At 48.9% G+C, this 15,918-nt stretch carries 15 protein-coding genes; 7 read left to right on the forward strand and 8 right to left on the reverse strand.

The annotated features are described in order from the left end of the window. Window positions 1-3 precede the first annotated feature (3 nt). The 8 genes from KTO58_RS00185 to mraZ form a co-directional block, all read right to left on the reverse strand. A complete protein-coding gene (locus KTO58_RS00185; protein WP_095841323.1) occupies window positions 4-1,203 on the reverse strand; it encodes an FtsW/RodA/SpoVE family cell cycle protein in 1,200 nt (399 codons plus the stop codon). A 79-nt stretch (window positions 1,204-1,282) separates the two neighbouring features. Then, the gene (gene murD, locus KTO58_RS00190; RefSeq protein WP_095841322.1) at window positions 1,283-2,623 is read right to left on the reverse strand and encodes a UDP-N-acetylmuramoyl-L-alanine--D-glutamate ligase; all 1,341 of its coding nucleotides are present in this window, start codon (window positions 2,621-2,623) and stop codon (window positions 1,283-1,285) included. Window positions 2,624-2,662: 39 nt separating this feature from the next. Continuing rightward, entirely contained in the window at window positions 2,663-3,913 is a 1,251-nt protein-coding gene (gene mraY / locus KTO58_RS00195) for a phospho-N-acetylmuramoyl-pentapeptide-transferase (protein ID WP_095841321.1), read from the reverse strand. A gap of 92 nt (window positions 3,914-4,005) precedes the next feature. Next, the gene (locus tag KTO58_RS00200) at window positions 4,006-5,472 is read right to left on the reverse strand and encodes a UDP-N-acetylmuramoyl-L-alanyl-D-glutamate--2,6-diaminopimelate ligase (RefSeq protein WP_095841320.1); all 1,467 of its coding nucleotides are present in this window, start codon (window positions 5,470-5,472) and stop codon (window positions 4,006-4,008) included. Beyond that, on the reverse strand, window positions 5,472-7,538 hold the full coding sequence (locus KTO58_RS00205) for a PASTA domain-containing penicillin-binding protein (protein WP_225859981.1): 2,067 nt from the start codon (window positions 7,536-7,538) through the stop codon (window positions 5,472-5,474). The genes KTO58_RS00200 and KTO58_RS00205 overlap by 1 nt, the downstream gene beginning before the upstream one ends. An 85-nt stretch (window positions 7,539-7,623) precedes the next feature. Continuing rightward, the gene (locus KTO58_RS00210) at window positions 7,624-8,016 is read right to left on the reverse strand and encodes an FtsL-like putative cell division protein (RefSeq protein WP_225859982.1); all 393 of its coding nucleotides are present in this window, start codon (window positions 8,014-8,016) and stop codon (window positions 7,624-7,626) included. 187 nt (window positions 8,017-8,203) lie between these two features. Continuing rightward, window positions 8,204-9,124, reverse strand: coding sequence for a 16S rRNA (cytosine(1402)-N(4))-methyltransferase RsmH (gene rsmH / locus KTO58_RS00215; RefSeq protein WP_225859983.1), 921 nt, complete (start codon window positions 9,122-9,124; stop codon window positions 8,204-8,206). After that, on the reverse strand, window positions 9,124-9,588 hold the full coding sequence (mraZ, locus tag KTO58_RS00220; protein WP_095841318.1) for a division/cell wall cluster transcriptional repressor MraZ: 465 nt from the start codon (window positions 9,586-9,588) through the stop codon (window positions 9,124-9,126). Before mraZ ends, rsmH begins: the two co-directional genes overlap by 1 nt. A gap of 811 nt (window positions 9,589-10,399) precedes the next feature. Here mraZ and KTO58_RS00225 point away from each other — a divergent pair. The 7 genes from KTO58_RS00225 (at window position 10,400) to KTO58_RS00255 (ending at window position 15,903) form a co-directional block, all read left to right on the forward strand. Beyond that, window positions 10,400-11,230, forward strand: coding sequence for an outer membrane protein assembly factor BamD (locus KTO58_RS00225; RefSeq protein WP_095841317.1), 831 nt, complete (start codon window positions 10,400-10,402; stop codon window positions 11,228-11,230). Continuing rightward, window positions 11,199-11,540 (forward strand): DNA-directed RNA polymerase subunit omega, encoded by a 342-nt coding sequence (locus KTO58_RS00230; RefSeq protein ID WP_095841316.1) that lies wholly within the window; start codon window positions 11,199-11,201, stop codon window positions 11,538-11,540. The genes KTO58_RS00225 and KTO58_RS00230 overlap by 32 nt, the downstream gene beginning before the upstream one ends. Window positions 11,541-11,683: 143 nt before the next feature. Beyond that, entirely contained in the window at window positions 11,684-12,895 is a 1,212-nt protein-coding gene (coaBC, locus tag KTO58_RS00235; RefSeq protein ID WP_095841771.1) for a bifunctional phosphopantothenoylcysteine decarboxylase/phosphopantothenate--cysteine ligase CoaBC, read from the forward strand. After that, window positions 12,888-13,868, forward strand: a complete 981-nt coding sequence (porD, locus tag KTO58_RS00240; RefSeq protein WP_225859984.1) for a type IX secretion system protein PorD — start codon at window positions 12,888-12,890, stop codon at window positions 13,866-13,868. Before coaBC ends, porD begins: the two co-directional genes overlap by 8 nt. Before the next feature lie 150 nt (window positions 13,869-14,018). Continuing rightward, complete coding sequence (locus KTO58_RS00245) at window positions 14,019-14,477, forward strand: DUF4296 domain-containing protein (RefSeq protein ID WP_095841315.1); 459 nt, start codon at window positions 14,019-14,021, stop codon at window positions 14,475-14,477. Window positions 14,478-14,500: 23 nt separating this feature from the next. Next, window positions 14,501-15,193 carry a CoA transferase subunit A gene (locus KTO58_RS00250; RefSeq protein WP_095841314.1) on the forward strand — a complete coding sequence of 231 codons (693 nt, stop codon included), beginning with the start codon at window positions 14,501-14,503 and terminating at the stop codon, window positions 15,191-15,193. Between the two features lie 53 nt (window positions 15,194-15,246). Then, window positions 15,247-15,903 (forward strand): 3-oxoacid CoA-transferase subunit B, encoded by a 657-nt coding sequence (locus tag KTO58_RS00255; RefSeq protein ID WP_095841313.1) that lies wholly within the window; start codon window positions 15,247-15,249, stop codon window positions 15,901-15,903. Window positions 15,904-15,918: the final 15 nt, after the last annotated feature.

Below are 15,918 nucleotides of genomic sequence, written 5' to 3' on the forward strand. Positions count from 1 at the left end.
TCTTTAAGCTTCTGCTGTTTCGAGTTGTTGTGCTGCCATTACTTTGGCGATTCTTTCCTGTTCTGCTTTTTTGCCTTCGAGTTCTTCCACGTTGCGGGATACGCTGAGGATGATGCCGATGGCGAGGCTGGTAAACAGTACGGAGGAACCGCCCATGCTTACCAGTGGTAGTGTTACCCCTGTAACCGGGAACAGGCCGACGTTGACGGCCATGTTTGTCATTGCCTGGATGACGAGGGTGACGCTGAGTCCCAGTGCCAGGAATGCTCCGAAGGCGTAGGGACAGTTTTTGAATATCCTGATGCTGCGTAGTAACAGCAGGAGGTATGCACCCAGTATGAGGAAAGCGCCGAAGACGCCATATTCTTCAATGATGGTAGCGTAGATGTAGTCGGAGTAGGCGTGAGGCAGGAAGTTGCGTTGAGTGCTGTTTCCGGGTCCTTTACCTAAGATGCCGCCGCCGGCGATGGCGATATTGGCTTGTTGTACCTGGTAGGGTAGTTCGTTATGATCGTCGTGCAGGAAGCTATCGAGGCGTTTGCCCCAGGTTTTGCTACGCATTTCCATGCCGCTGATTTGGGCGACGAGGATGACGAGGATGATACCGATGAGGCCAGCGCCTATCATGGTGAGCAGGTATTTGACGGGTACGCGGCCGATGAAGCAGAGCAGCATGCAGCTGGCTCCGAGCAGCAGGGCGGTACTCATATTGGCGGGCATGATGAGTAAGCAGATGACACCGACGGGTATGATGATGGGCAGGAAGCCTTTTTTAAAGTCGGTGATGACATGTTGTCTTTTGGACAGTTGCCGGCTTACGTACATGAATATGGCCAGTTTGGCTACATCTGATGTTTGGAAGGTAAGATTGATGATGGGCAGTCTGATCCAGCGGCTGGCATCATTGATATGCGAGCCGAATGCCAGGGTGTATATGAGCAGTGGTATGGAGATGATGAATCCTATTTGTGCGGCGCGGGAGTAGATGGTGTAGTTAACCCGGTGTGCGAAATAGATGATCAGTATCCCCAGTACGAGTACGGACAGTTGTTTGAGCAGGTAATACTCGGTATGGCCGCCCCGTTCCCTGTATGCGAGGGAACCGGTGGAGCTGTATACGGCCAGCAGGCTCACGAGCGATAGGAATACTACTATCGTCCAGATGACCCTGTCGCCTTTCGTCCTATGAAGTAAGCTGTCCATCTAATCGTTTACCTTCTTCTTGTTTTGTTTCAGATATGGTGATGCTCTTTTTGCCTGTCGTTATGTTCTTATGTTCTGTCTATAGTTCTCTTACGGCCTCTTTGAACTGTTTGCCTCTATCTTCATAATTTTTGAAGAGGTCGAAGCTGGCGCAGGCGGGAGAGAGTAGTACTACGTCTCCTTTGGCGCCCAGTTTGAAGGCAGCTTCTACGGCTGCTTTCATGCTGGTGGTATTGATCATTGCGGGGGTATCTGCTGACAACGCGCGTTCGATGGGCGTATTGTCTATACCGAGGCAGATGATACCTTTTACTTTTTCTTTAACGAGTTCTCTGATAGCGCTATAGTCATTTCCTTTATCGACTCCACCCATTATGAGTACGACAGGTTGTTCCATGCTTTCGAGGGCGAACCAGAGGGAATTGACGTTGGTGGCTTTGCTATCGTTAATGAAGTCGATCCCTTTTACGGTGGCGACGTATTCCATGCGATGTTCCAGGCTTTTGAAGGAAGCGAGGCTTTCGCGTATTTTTTCGTTGCGAATGTTCATGGTTTTACCGGCTATGCCGGCGGCCATGGAGTTGTACCAGTTATGTTTGCCTTTGAGGGCGAGGTCATAAATGGATACGATTACCGGTTCATCACTCACCAGGATGTTCATCTGGTCATTGGCTATAAATCCGCCTAGTTTCAATGGTTCCATGAGAGTAAATGGTATTGAAGTTGAGTTAATGGGTTGCTTTTCCAAGTAGTTGCTGATCTCCATGTCGTCCTTACAATAAACAAAATAATCTTCTGCAGTCTGGTTCATGGCGATACGGAATTTGGAGGCCACGTAGTTTTCCATTTTGTACTCATATCTGTCCAGGTGGTCTGGGGTGATATTGAGGAGGATGGCTACGTTGGGTTTAAATTCTTTGATATCGTCCAGTTGGAAGCTGCTTACTTCTATGATATAATAGTCTGCCGGTTCGGTGGCGACTTGTCTGGCGTAGCTGATGCCGATATTACCTACCATGGCGGCTTTGAGGCCGGCGGTATGGAACAGGTGGTAGGTGAGTGCGGTGGTGGTGCTTTTGCCATTGCTACCGGTGATGGCGATGATTTTGCTGTCTTTGCTGAAGCGATATGCCAGTTCTATTTCCGAGATGACTGGGATGTTGCGTTCGCGTACTTTTTTCATCAGGTCAGTTTTCTCGGGGATGCCCGGGCTTTTGACGATTTCGTCGGCGCCGAGGATGATATCCCAGGAGTGTTGACCTTCTTCGAAGGTGATGTGGTTGACGGCGAGTTCCTGCCGGTAGATGTCTTTTATGTTGCCGCCATCGGATACGAATACGTCATACCCCTGCTGTTTTGCCAGCAAGGCGGCGCCAATTCCGCTTTCTCCTGCACCCAGTATGACTATTTTTTTATCCACGCGACTATGATTTTATCTGTTGTTATTATTAGTTATTAGCTATCTCATTTTTAGTGTTGCGATGGCGAATGCTACGCACATCACGGTGATGATCCAAAAGCGAACGGCTATTTTACTTTCGTGGTAGCCTAGTTTCTGATAGTGGTGATGCAGCGGTGACATCAGGAATACGCGGCGGCCTTCTCCGTACTTCTTTTTGGTGTATTTGAAGTAGGACACCTGGATCATGACGCTCAGGAGTTCTACGAGGAATACGCCACAGAAGATGGGTATGAGTAGTTCTTTGCGTACGATGATGGCGAGGGAGGCGATGATGCCACCCAGTGCGAGGCTGCCGGTGTCGCCCATGAATACCTGGGCGGGGTATGCGTTGTACCAGAGGAATCCTACGCAGGCACCCACGAAGGCGGCTATGAATATGGATAGTTCGCCGAGGTGGGGGATGTACATGATATTGAGGTAGTCGGCGAACTGTATGTTGCCGGATACGTAAGCGAATATGCCGAGGCAGATGCCGATGACGGCGGATACGCCGGTGGCGAGGCCATCGAGACCATCGGTGATATTGGCACCATTGGAAACGGCGGTGACAATAAAGATGACGATGAGGATATAGATGACCCAGGTATATTTTTCTGCGCCAGGTATCCAGGAGATGAGCCTGGCGTAGTTGAATTCGTGGCTTTTAACGAACGGGATGGTGGTGATGGGTGTTTTTACGTCGACGAAACGTTGTCCATCTTTGGTGACTCTTTCGCTTTGTGCGATCTGGCGTTCGTAGGGGGCGAGTTTGGTGGCGCCCTGCACTTCGCGGGAGATGACAACATCTTCATTGAAGTAGAGGGTGGTACCTATGATGAGGCCGAGGCCGATCTGGCCGAGGAGTTTGAATCTGCCGGCGAGGCCTTCTTTATTCTTTTTGAATACTTTGATATAGTCATCGATGAAACCGATGAGGCCGAGCCATACGGTGCAGAGGAGCATGAGCCATATGTACACGGTTTTGACTTGAGCGAACAGGAGGGTGGGGATGACGATGGCGGACAGTATGATCAGTCCGCCCATGGTGGGTGTACCTTTTTTGGTATTCTCGCCGGCGAGGCCGAGGTTACGGATGGTTTCACCGATTTGTTTGCGTTGGAGGAATCTTACGATACTTTTCCCCATGAGCAAAGTGATGGCCAGTGAGAGCAGCAGGGCCATGGTGACACGGAAGGTAATGAACTGAAACATACCGCTTCCGCTCAGGTGAAACTTAGCGTTTAAAAATTCAAAAAAGTAATATAACATACAGTTAGTTAGTCTCAGTTGTCGGCGATCTGGTTACTGGCCGGATCGCGTGTTTAGTTTAGTTGTCGATGTTCCTTTTGCGGGGAACGATATTATTTGTCCATCAGCGTCATCATTTCCTGCAGCACTTTTTTATCATCGAAGGGATGTTTGGTCCCATTGATATCCTGGTATTTTTCGTGGCCTTTTCCGGCGACGAGGATGATATCTTCTTTGTTGGCGAGGCTGCAGGCGGTTTTGATGGCTTCTTTGCGGTCGGTGATGGATAAGGTTTTTTTCTTCAGGTGGACGGGGACGCCGGTTTCCATTTCTTGGATGATGGCGGCCGGGTCTTCGGACCTTGGATTGTCTGAGGTGAAGATGACCTTATCGCTGTGTTCGACGGCTACCTGGGCCATGATGGGCCTTTTGGTGGTATCGCGATCGCCTCCGCAGCCTACGACGGTAATGATTTGTTCGTGACCTTTACGCAGGTTTTTGATGGTGGCCAGTACGTTGAGCAGGGCATCGGGGGTGTGGGCGTAGTCGACGATACCGATGATCCTTTCGTTGTTGGATACGATGTAGTCGAAGCGGCCTTCTGCGCCGGTGATGTTGCTCAGTATCTGCAGTACTTCGGTTTTTGGTTTCTCCAGGAGTACGGCTGCTCCGTATACTGCGAGGAGGTTATAGGCATTGAATTCGCCGATGAGGCGGAAGTGTACTTCGTCTTCGCCTATTTGCATGATCAATCCGGTGAGGTTGTTCTCGAGGATTTTGCCTTTGAAGTCTGCGATGGTGCGTAGGCTGTATGTTGCTTTTTTTGCCCTTGTGTTTTGGAGCATAACGTTGCCACGTCTATCATCGAGGTTCGTGATGGCGAACGCTGATGTGGGGAGGGCATCGAAGAATGCTTTTTTCACACGGATGTATTCATCGAATGTTTTGTGATAGTCGAGGTGATCATGGGTGATGTTGGAGAATATGCCTCCGGCGAAATGCAGACCTGCGATCCGTTGTTGGTGGATGGCGTGGGAGCTTACTTCCATGAATGCGTAGTCGCAGCCTTCCTGTACCATTTGTGCCAGCAGTGCGTTGAGGCTGATGGCATCGGGGGTGGTGTGGGTGGCGGGTACGACGGTGTTACCGATCTGGTTTTGTACGGTGGACAGTAGTCCGCAGTGGTGGCCGAGGCCGGTGAAGAGGCGGAACAGGAGGGTAGCGATGGTGGTTTTGCCATTGGTACCGGTGACGCCGACGAGTTGCAGTTTACGGGACGGGTTATCGTAGAAGTTGCCCGCCATGATACCGCAAGCGGTGGCGCTGTTGCTTACCTGGATGTAGGCGACGTTATTGTGTTGGGATTCGGGTATTGATTCGCAGATGATGGCGTTGGCGCCGAGGCTGATGGCTTTATCGATGTAGGTATGTCCATCGCTGTGTGCGCCTTTGATGGCGATGAAGGTATCGCCGGGACGGATGTTCCTGGAATCGATGCTCAAAGCGTTCACGGGGATATCACTATTCCCATGAACGGCGAGTATGTTTACATTATACAATATGTCGCGCAACGTCTTCATTAGCTCAGTTCTATTGTGATCGTCTGATCTTTAGCCAGTTTGGCGCCGCCGGGTATTGACTGTGTCTTTACTTTTCCGGCGCCTTTGATTACTACGCGCATGCCTGCATTTTCGAGCAGGTAGAGTGCGTCTTTGAGACCCATTCCGGTAACGTCGGGCACAGCGCCTTTGGCCTGTGTGATGGGTTGGAAAGCGACTTTTTTGTCGTTGACTTTCGCGTTGACCCAGTTATTGTTATTGACGTTACCCTGCATGGGTAGATGCAGGGTATTTAAAATTTCTTTCCATTCTCCGCTTCTGCCTGCTTTCATGGCGAGGAGTGTATCGACCTGTGGTTTGGCGGTCATGGGTTGTTGCCGGTCTACGGCGATGGCGTAGAGTTTGTCGGCTACTTCCCGGAAGACGGGTCCAGCTACGGAGGCGCCATAGAACTGTAACGCATGCGGTTTGTTCTTGATGACGACTACACAGGTGTATTGCGGATCATTGGCCGGGAAATATCCGGCGAATGATGACTGGTATATTTTGTCGGCGTATCCTCTGTTGCCATTGGCGACGAGGGCGGTGCCTGTTTTTGCGGCGTATGTGTAGTATGGTGTCCAGAGTTTTTTGGCGGTACCATTGAGGACTACACCTTCGAGCATTCTTCTGAGTTGTCTCACGGTGCGTTGGGAGGCGATGCTATCCAACACGACGGAGGGTTGGTATTCTTTGATGACTTTACCGTATTCCATGATGGAGTTGACGAGGTAAGGTTTCATCATTTTACCATTGTTAGCGATGGCGTTGTACAGCATGCAGGTTTGCAGGGGGCTTACGAGGACTTCATAACCGAAAGCCATCCAGGGGAGGCTGGTAGCGCTCCAGGTTTTAGAGGCGGTGGTTTTGATGACCGGGTGTCCTTCTCCTACGAGGTCGATGCCGGTGCTTTGGTCGAGTTTTAATTTCTTAAGGTGTGCGACGAAAGCGTTTGGTTTTCGACTATAGTACTGTACTGCCAGTTTTGCCATGCCTACGTTGGAGCTCAGTTCGAAAGCCTGTTGAATGCTTACGGTGGTACGATGGTGTCTTTCTGAGTCGTACACTGTTCTCCTGCCGACTTTCCATACGCCATAGTTCAGGTCGACTTTATCGTTGATGGTGGCGTATTTATCTTCCAATACGGAGATGATGGTGGCTACTTTGAAGGTGGATCCGGGTTCTGCGACCTGGAGGGCATAGTTCATATCTTCGAAGTAGCTGCCATCTGGTTGTCGGCCGAGGTTGGCGATTGCTTTTATTTTGCCGGTTTTTACTTCCATGAGTATGCAGGTGCCATGTTCGGCTTCGTTTTTCACCATCATGTTCATGAGGGCGGTTTCGACGATGTCCTGCATATTGACATCTATGGTGGTAACGACATCGCGGCCATTTTCGGGTTCGATATCGTATCCTTCTACCGGAACGAAGGTGCCACCGGCGATTCGGCGCATAAGCCGTTTACCGGTGACTCCTTTTAGGTATTCGTCGTAGGTTCTTTCGAGGCCTACGTTTTGGGCATTTTCCCGTGCGAGACCGATGGTTCTGTTGGCCAGCAGTTTGAACGGGTTGATGCGTTTGTTTTCTGTTTCAGCGATCATGCCGCCTTTATTAGGGCCGAGGCGGAACATGGGGAAGGCTCTTAGTTGCTGGTATTGATCGAACGGTACGTTGCGTTTGAGCAGGAAGTACCGGTCTTTGCTTTTGTAGCCTTCGCGGAGTAATGTTTTGTATTCGGCCGGTGTTTTATCTCCGAACAGGATGGAGAGGCGATAGGCGAGGGAGTCTGCATTTTCTTTGAAGACTTTGCCATTTTTATCTCGGAGGCCATCTGCGGCGAAGTCCACCCTGATATCGAAGTATGGGATGGAGGTAGAAAGCATTCTACCTTCTTCGGAGTAGATGGTACCGCGATCGGCGTCGAGTTCCACGTATTGGGTGTGGAGGCTGTCGGCCATGTTTCGCCAGTAGGGGCCTTTAACGTGTTGGATGTAAAATACTTTTGCCAATATGGCGACGCCGAAGAGCACCATGCCAATCAAGCACAAATAGACTCGCCATAATATGTCTTTTTTTACTTCCAATTTTTATTATTAGTCCCCTGGTTTTAAGGCCGGGGGGATTTATATGACATTATTCTTTTTTTTCTGTGTTGGGCTGGACGATTTTCTGCGGTGGCATGTTCAGTTGTTTAAGGCCTAGTGGTTCCACTGCTTTGCTTACTTCGCTCATTTTGCTTCGGAACATCAGTTCGCTTTTAACGTTTAGATATTCCCATTTGAGTTCTTTAATTTCTTTGCCCAGTTTGTTGATCCTGCGGATCTTTTTTTCAGCCAGGTGGCTGTTAGCGATATATATCAGTGCTAGCAGGGCAAGAAACAGGATAAAGGGCATGTTTTGAGTCATGGCCTTGTAGTTGATACGGAGTCGCCACTCTTTTTTGGTATCGAGTGGGGTGACGTTCTCTTCTACGTGATCGTCTTTATCTGGTACTGTTTCTATATCCTCTTCCTGCAATGTATTCATCGCGATAAAAAATTTGGTCAAAATAGCATTTAAATAGGGTAGGACTTCAGGGATGTGCTGATATAATTGCCTGTGCTGCGTCGTTATTGATGATGACGCGGGTAGGCTTTTACTTTATCGGCTGGCTGCGAGGTGATTTGGATCACGGCGTAGCTGTTGTCATCGCTGATATATAGGAAGCTGTTTTTTACAATTTTTCGGCGACCCTTAGTTTAGCGCTTCTGGATCTGGCGTTTATTTTCAGTTCCTCTGCGGAGGCGGTCACCGGTTTTTTTGTGATCAGTTTGAAGATCCTTGGGGGATTTTCGAAGGAGAATGCCTGATCATTTTCTTCGAATGTTCCTGACCGGAAGAAGTTTTTTACCAATCTATCTTCCAGGGAGTGGAAGGTGATGATGGCTACTTTGCCTCCTGGGGTCAGGACTTGAGCGGCTTGTTGGAGCAGCTCTTTGAGTGCGCCCATTTCGTCATTGACGGTGATTCTCAGTGCCTGGAATACCTGAGCGAGGTATTTATGCGGATTTCCTTTTACGATAGGCTGAATGAGCGCTTTGAATTCGGCGATTGTTTTGATCGGGTGGTTTTTGCGCAGTTGTACGATGGTTTTGGCCAGTGTACGTGCGTTGGTGACTTCTCCATATTCCTGGAAGATCCATTGCAGTTTTGTTTCTGAGAATGTTTTGATGATTTGAGCGGCGGTTGTTTCGGCGCGTTGGTCCATTCTCATATCGAGGTCTGCATCGAACCGGGTGCTGAATCCTCTTTCGGCGGTATCGAACTGGTGTGATGATACGCCGAGGTCGGCGAGGATACCATCTGGGAAGGCTTTATGGAGTTTCAGGAACCGTTGCAGGTGCCGGAAGTTTTGTTGGACGAAGGTGACGCGTTCATCTTGTATACGGTTGTTGTAGGCATCTTCGTCCTGATCGAAGACGATGAGTTTACCTTTGCTGCTCAGGCGTTCGAGGATGGCCTTTGAGTGGCCGCCTCCGCCGAAAGTAGCGTCTACGTATACGCCATCGGGTTTTATCTGCAGGAGGTTGATGACTTCGTGCAGTAGTACCGGCAGGTGATATTGTGATTGCATTCCTTCTTCCATACGCTTCATTAGATCGACAGGTTGTTATCGCCCCCCATTACCTGTTGAGCCAGGTCGCTGAAAGCGCCTGGTGAGAAATTTTCAAAGAACTCCTGGTATTTTGATTTATCCCAGATCTCTATTTTATTGGTTGCCGCTGCCAGTACGATGTCTTTTTCGAGGTTGGCATACGACGTTAGGTTTTTTGGAATGAGCAGTCTGCCGGCGCTATCCAGTTCGAGGATAGTGGCTCCATTGAGGAAGTACCGGCGAAATTCTCTTACTTTCGGATCGAAGTCGTTGAGTTTGCTGATACGTTCAAAGATGGGCTGCCATTCGTTCATTGGATACAAAGACAAGCATTTTTCGAACCCCCTGTTGATGACAAACTGTTCTCCTGCGCTTTCGCCCAGCTGTTTTTTAAAACCGGCCGGGAGTAAAAAGCGCCCTTTTGCATCCAGCGTAGCCTCATATTCACCTAGAAAACCAATCATACCATGGGGCGAAAGTCTTTGAAATCTAATTTCTAACACAAAATAACACTTTTTCCCACTTTTTAACGAAAAAAGGCATTATAAATTTTTTCCACAGCAAGCCATTGGCTGCGTGGTGGGGTTTAGGTGGTAATTTGTTAAGTTGTGTGTGAATAAGTTTTTAATACATGTTAATAACATGTTCGATAATGTTCATTTCGTGTGATTAAAGTATGGAGATACTGATCAGCCGGGTGTTTGAGAGTAGGATAGTGAGTGGAAATAAAAAAGGGGAGCGGTGAATAAAATGGGGACGGAGTCATTTCGGACTTGTCGTACAGGGTTTTTGAGGGGTATATGTGCCAAGGGAGTTGCCTGAGGGAGTGAGTAGGGTGGGGGAAGGTGTATGGTATGGGCGTGTTATATGGGAGGTGGAGGTGAGGTATAGGAATGTTATACGAAAACTATGGGAGAGGTGGACGTGAGATATAGGAATGTTATAGGAAAACTATGGGAGAGGTGGACAGAAGCATATCGCTATTCGGGGAAAAATAGACGGTAAATAACGGTTTAAGAAGAGGGCAGCGGTATTTTTTATGGGGTGGGAGGAAGTGGAGTAGGAAGTATGTGGTGGGGGAAACTATTGAATAATATATTTGTTTTATGTATAATTATCTGTCTTTATTTTAGAAAGATATGGGATGCTTCTTTATGGTTATTAATGAGTTCGTTTTCAAGGACTATTTGGAGTGGGCTTTTGCAAAATTTTAACTTCTACAGAAGGCGGTCTACCTTAAATTTACATTTAATCCTTAACTTTGCGATCCTTTTTATGCGGAAAATAGTACTATATACCGGGATACTGACTACAATTGTGACCACTTCGTGCAATAACGAATTGCGTAGGATCGAGAAGAGCAATGATCCTGAGCGGAAGCTGGCGTATGCGAATAAGATGTTCGAAAAGAAGAAGTACCAGATGGCTCAGACTGTTTTTGAGGAATTGTTCCCTGTATATAAGGGGACTGAGAAGTTTGAGAATATATATTACCGGGACGCTTATTGTTCTTATTACCTGAAGGATTATGTGCAGGCTGCCTATCACTTCAAGAACTACCTGGATGCGTTTCCGAACAGTCCGAGGGCGACAGAGGTGGATTATATGCAGGCTTATTGTTATTACAAGCAGTCTCCGAAGGTGACGTTGGATCAGACAAATACGATGAAGGCGATTGCGGCGATGCAGACGTTCATCAACAACTATCCGCAGGCGGAGAAGGTAGCGGAGGCTAACCTGGTGATAGAGTTGTGCAGGCGGAAGCTGGAGAAGAAGGAGTTTAACAATGCGGAGCTTTATTATAACCTGGGATATTACAAGAGTGCGGGCATTGCTTTTAAGAGCCTGATGCGTAACTACCCGGATTCTGATAGGAGCGACGGTTATAAATATATGGCTATCAAGGCATATTTCAACTATGCGCGGAATAGTGTCCGAGACAAGCAGAAGGAACGTTTTGAGCAGGTGCTAACGGAGTACCTGGATTTTGCGGATCACTATCCGAGCAGCAAAATGAAGCCTGAAGCGGAAAAATATTATACCTTAGCACAAAACAACATTAAAACGCTGGATAATGAGCAAGATAAAGAGAAGTCTAACCAATAGTCTTAATCCTTGGGTAGAGACAAAGAACACTACCGATATCAAGAACAGGACCGGTAACCTGTATGAATCTATTGCCGTTATAGCCAAACGCGCCAATCAGATCAACATTTCCGTTAAGGAAGAGCTGCATTCTAAACTGGAGGAGTTTGCCAGCCATACTGATAACCTGGAAGAAGTGCACGAGAATAAGGAGCAGATCGAGATCTCCCGTTTTTATGAGCGTCTGGCCAACCCGGCTATTCAGGCGACCCAGGAGTTCCTGGATGACAAGATCTACTTCCGTCGGAATGACGATGATCTGTACAGCTGATAGGATGGATTATAATTAGGAAAAATATTTAACTTCATGGCGGCAGGATTATTTCTGCCGCTTTTTGTTTTTGAACGGGTTCCTGTCTTTTGGTCTGCGGCTATGTCTGCGGGCTTTGGCCAGTGGGCCAAGGACTGAAATATATGCTTCAAGGAAAGAAAATCTTATTAGGGGTTTCCGGCAGTATCGCTGCGTATAAGGTAGCTACGCTGACCCGTTTGCTGGTAAAGGAAGGTGCAGACGTAAAAATTGTGATGACCCCATCTGCCTGTAATTTTATTACTCCCCTGACGTTATCTACATTATCCAAACATGAGGTGGTGGTTGACCTGAGTGACAATAACAGCTGGAATAACCATGTGATGTTGGGTCGTTGGGCGGATGTGATGGTGATAGCGCCTGCGTCGGCGAATACGATTGCTAAGATGGCGCAGGGGTTGTGTGATAATTTGTTGATGGCTACGTATTTATCTGCTACTTGTCCGGTGTTGTTTGCGCCGGCGATGGATGAGGATATGTGGCATCATGCGGCGACGAAGGCGAATGTGGAGCGGTTGTTATCTTTTGGGCACCGGCAGTTGCCGGTGGCTACGGGGGAGTTGGCCAGCGGGTTGTATGGAGAGGGGCGGATGTCGGAGCCGGAGGCGATCGTGTCGTATCTGCATCAGCATTTTGCGGAGTCTGGTGCAGCGGCGGCGTTGCCGTTGGCGGGTAAGATGGCTTTGGTGACGGCGGGTCCGACGGTGGAGCCGATAGACCCGGTACGGTTTATCAGTAACCGTTCGAGTGGTAAGATGGGGATAGCGATTGCGGAGGAGTTGGCTGCTGCGGGAGCTACGGTGAAGCTGGTATTGGGTCCTACGCATTTGACGGCGCGGGGGGAGGGTATTACGACGATACCGGTGGAGACGGCGGCGGAGATGTTCAACAGTTGTATTGCGAACTACCCGTTGGCGGATATTGTGGTGATGGCGGCGGCGGTAGCGGACTACCGGCCTAAGAATGTGGTGGATAAGAAGATCAAGAAGACGGAGGCGGAGATGAACATTGAGTTGGAGAAGACGCATGATATATTGCGGACGTTGGGCAACAACAAATCTGCTGACCAGTTGTTGGTAGGTTTTTCGTTGGAGACCAATAATGAGAAGGAGTATGCGTTAAAGAAGTTGTTTGATAAGAACCTGGATATGATCGTAATGAATTCGCTGAATGATGAAGGCGCCGGATTTAATTATGATACGAACAAAGTAACCTTATTTGATAAAAATGGCGGGGAGCGGAGCTTACCACTGCAATCAAAGCAAGAGGTGGCTAAGGATATCGTTGCCGCTATAATAGCACTCCAACATGAATAATTGTACTACCGTTGTGTATACCGGTGCTGATGCCGGCGCGCGGGCCCCATTGTATGTATCCCGTAGCCTATGGCTATTCTTATTGTTGATGGCTGCGATGCCTGTGCGGATGCTGGCGCAGGAGATACGGGCGAATGTGACCGTGCAGGCGGCGCAGGTGATTGGCGCTGACCGCAAGGTGTTTACTACATTACAGACAGCCCTGAAAGAATTCCTGAACAACCGCCGGTGGACGGATGATTCCTATGCGCCTTCGGAGCGGATAGAATGTAATTTCCTGTTGAATGTGACGGAGAATGTGGGAGGGAACACCTATAAGGCGAAGCTGACGGTGCAGGCTACACGGCCGGTGTTTAACTCCGGTTATGTAAGCAGTATCATGAATACGCAGGATAACGATGTGTTGTTCCGTTATGTGGAGTTCCAGCCGTTGGAGTTCAATGACAACCGGGTGGTGGGTAATGATCCGCTGGCATCTAACCTGACGGCGGTGATGGCTTACTATGTGAATATTATATTGGGATTGGATTATGATTCTTTTTCGCCCGGAGGCGGGGATGTATATTTCAAGAAGGCGTTGAACATTGTGAGCAATGCGCCTGACGGGAAGGATGTGAGTGGCTGGAAGCCTTTTGAAGGTAACCGTAACCGTTACTGGTTGCAGGATAATTTATTGAATGCCAAGTTCAGCCGGTTTCATGAGGCGATGTATGCTTATCACCGGGAGGGTTTGGATGTGATGTATGATGATCCGGTGAAGGGGAGGGCGGCGATTCTGAATAGTTTGAACCTGTTGTTTGCTATTCATTCGGACGTGCCTAATTCGATGTTGTTGCAGACGTTTTTCGCGGCGAAGTCCGGGGAGCTGCAGAAGGTATTTTCGAAGGCGCCACCGCAGGAGAAGAGCCGGGCGGCGCAGATGCTGGCACAGATGGATGTGCCTAATGCGACTAAGTACCAGCAGATGAAGTAAGTGATTGTATTGTTATGATATTATGGGGATGCCCTTCCGGTTGGCGGCGATGGAGTTGCCAGCCGGAAGGGCATTTTACGTGAGGGGGGGTGGAATATTTTCCCTGTTGTGCGGTGTAAATGTTCGGTATAAAATGTAGATTGCAATGCTATGTACAGAATTTATATGCTATTGCTGTTGCTGATGGTTGCGGCATGCGGGGAGGCGGACAAGGTGCCGAAGGGTATATTGGAAAAGGAACAGATGCGGGACGTGTTGTTAGACATGAGTCTTGCGGACGGGTACAGTATGTCGTTATTGGAGACCAATGCGCGGCCTATGCCGGATTCCATCCGTCAGGAGCATGTGAAGGTTTATTATGGTCAGATATTGGCGTTGCACGGGTTGACGGTGAAGGGGTTTATGACCAGTTACCGGTTTTACGAGGCGCATCCTGACCGGTTAAAATCGGTGTATGAGATGGTGATGACGGAGTTGGGTAAACGTAAGGCTGCTTTGCCGGAGGAAGGTACGGCTATCAATGGGGTGCGGTATTACTTTATGCATGCGAAGGAAGCGGTGCTGCGGGGCAGGGGTGATACCATTATTCCTTTTCTTGAGCGGAAATAATCATTTTTCAAAAACACCAAAACATGAACAAAGTAGTAGCAAATGCCGACGAAGCGATACATGATATACCGGATGGTGCGGTGCTGATGCTGGGGGGCTTTGGGTTGTGTGGTATACCGGAGAATTGTATTGCTGCGCTGGTGCGCAAAGGAATTAAAGGATTGACCTGTATTTCGAACAATGCGGGCGTTGATGAATTTGGATTGGGGCTGTTGTTGAAGACGCGTCAGATCAAAAAGATGATGTCGTCTTATGTGGGGGAGAATGCGGAGTTTGAGCGGCAGTTATTGTCTGGCGAGCTGGAGGTGGACCTGATCCCTCAGGGTACGCTGGCTACGCGGATCCAGATGGCGGGTATGGGTATACCTGCATTTTTTACGCCTGCAGGCTATGGTACGGAGATCGCTGAGGGTAAGGAGGTGCGTGAGTTCAACGGGAAACATTACCTGATGGAGCTGGCTTTGCCGGCGGATTTTGCCATTGTAAAGGCGTGGAAGGGGGATACGATGGGCAACCTGGTATTCCGAAAGACGACGCGTAACTTCAGTACATCTATGGCGAAGGCGGGCCAGATCACTATTGTGGAGGTAGAGGAGCTGGTAGCTGCGGGGGAATTGGACCCTGATAATATCCATGTACCTGGTATTTACGTACACCGTATTTTCCAGGGGCATGACTATGAAAAGCGCATTGAGCGTAAGACCCTGAAGATATAATTGCGTAAGCAATCACAACAAATCTTAACACCAAAAAAATCCATTCTGATCTTATGAGTTTAGATAAATACGGTATTGCGAAGAGGATTTCGCAGGAACTGGCGGATGGTATGTATGTGAACCTGGGTATAGGTATTCCTACCCTGGTGGCTAATTATATTCCGGCGGGGATGTCGATCATGTTGCAGTCGGAGAACGGGATGTTGGGGATGGGCCCTTATCCGAAGGAAGCGGAGGTAGATGCGGATCTGATCAACGCGGGTAAAGAGACGGTAACGTTGGCTGCCGGCGGCTGTTTTTTTGATTCGGCGGAGAGTTTCGGGATGATACGAGCGGGCAAGGTGGATCTGACGGTTCTGGGGGCGATGGAGGTATCTGACGGTGGTGACATTGCCAACTGGAAGATCCCGGGTAAGATGGTAAAAGGTATGGGAGGCGCGATGGACCTGGTGGCTTCTGCCAAGAACATAATAGTGGCGATGATGCATACGAACCCGAAGGGGGAGAGTAAGTTGTTGCCGGCTTGTACGTTGCCATTGACGGGTGTGAACTGTGTGAAAAAGATTGTGACGGAGCTGGCGGTACTGGATGTAACGCCGGACGGTTTCCGGTTGCTGGAGCGGGCTCCAGGTGTGAGTGTGGCGGAGATCGTTGCCAAGACAGCGGGGCGATTGATCGTGGACGGGGATATACCTGAGATGCGTTTATAAGTAGTGAAACTTAAT

It is taken from the genome of Chitinophaga pendula (assembly GCF_020386615.1).
Taxonomy (GTDB): Bacteria; Bacteroidota; Bacteroidia; order Chitinophagales; family Chitinophagaceae; genus Chitinophaga; species Chitinophaga pendula.

Excerpts from the sequence above, each read along its gene's own strand:
- KTO58_RS00185 (WP_095841323.1), bottom strand. The coding sequence starts at position 1,203 with ATGGACAGCTTACTTCATAGGACGAAAGGCGACAGGGTCATCTGGACG.
- mraY (WP_095841321.1), bottom strand. The coding sequence starts at position 3,913 with ATGTTATATTACTTTTTTGAATTTTTAAACGCTAAGTTTCACCTGAGC.
- KTO58_RS00200 (WP_095841320.1), bottom strand. The coding sequence starts at position 5,472 with ATGAAGACGTTGCGCGACATATTGTATAATGTAAACATACTCGCCGTT.
- KTO58_RS00210 (WP_225859982.1), bottom strand. The coding sequence starts at position 8,016 with ATGAATACATTGCAGGAAGAGGATATAGAAACAGTACCAGATAAAGAC.
- rsmH (WP_225859983.1), bottom strand. The coding sequence starts at position 9,124 with ATGAAGCGTATGGAAGAAGGAATGCAATCACAATATCACCTGCCGGTA.
- mraZ (WP_095841318.1), bottom strand. The coding sequence starts at position 9,588 with ATGATTGGTTTTCTAGGTGAATATGAGGCTACGCTGGATGCAAAAGGG.
- KTO58_RS00225 (WP_095841317.1), top strand. The coding sequence starts at position 10,400 with ATGCGGAAAATAGTACTATATACCGGGATACTGACTACAATTGTGACC.
- KTO58_RS00230 (WP_095841316.1), top strand. The coding sequence starts at position 11,199 with ATGAGCAAGATAAAGAGAAGTCTAACCAATAGTCTTAATCCTTGGGTA.
- coaBC (WP_095841771.1), top strand. The coding sequence starts at position 11,684 with ATGCTTCAAGGAAAGAAAATCTTATTAGGGGTTTCCGGCAGTATCGCT.
- porD (WP_225859984.1), top strand. The coding sequence starts at position 12,888 with ATGAATAATTGTACTACCGTTGTGTATACCGGTGCTGATGCCGGCGCG.
- KTO58_RS00245 (WP_095841315.1), top strand. The coding sequence starts at position 14,019 with ATGTACAGAATTTATATGCTATTGCTGTTGCTGATGGTTGCGGCATGC.
- KTO58_RS00250 (WP_095841314.1), top strand. The coding sequence starts at position 14,501 with ATGAACAAAGTAGTAGCAAATGCCGACGAAGCGATACATGATATACCG.
- KTO58_RS00255 (WP_095841313.1), top strand. The coding sequence starts at position 15,247 with ATGAGTTTAGATAAATACGGTATTGCGAAGAGGATTTCGCAGGAACTG.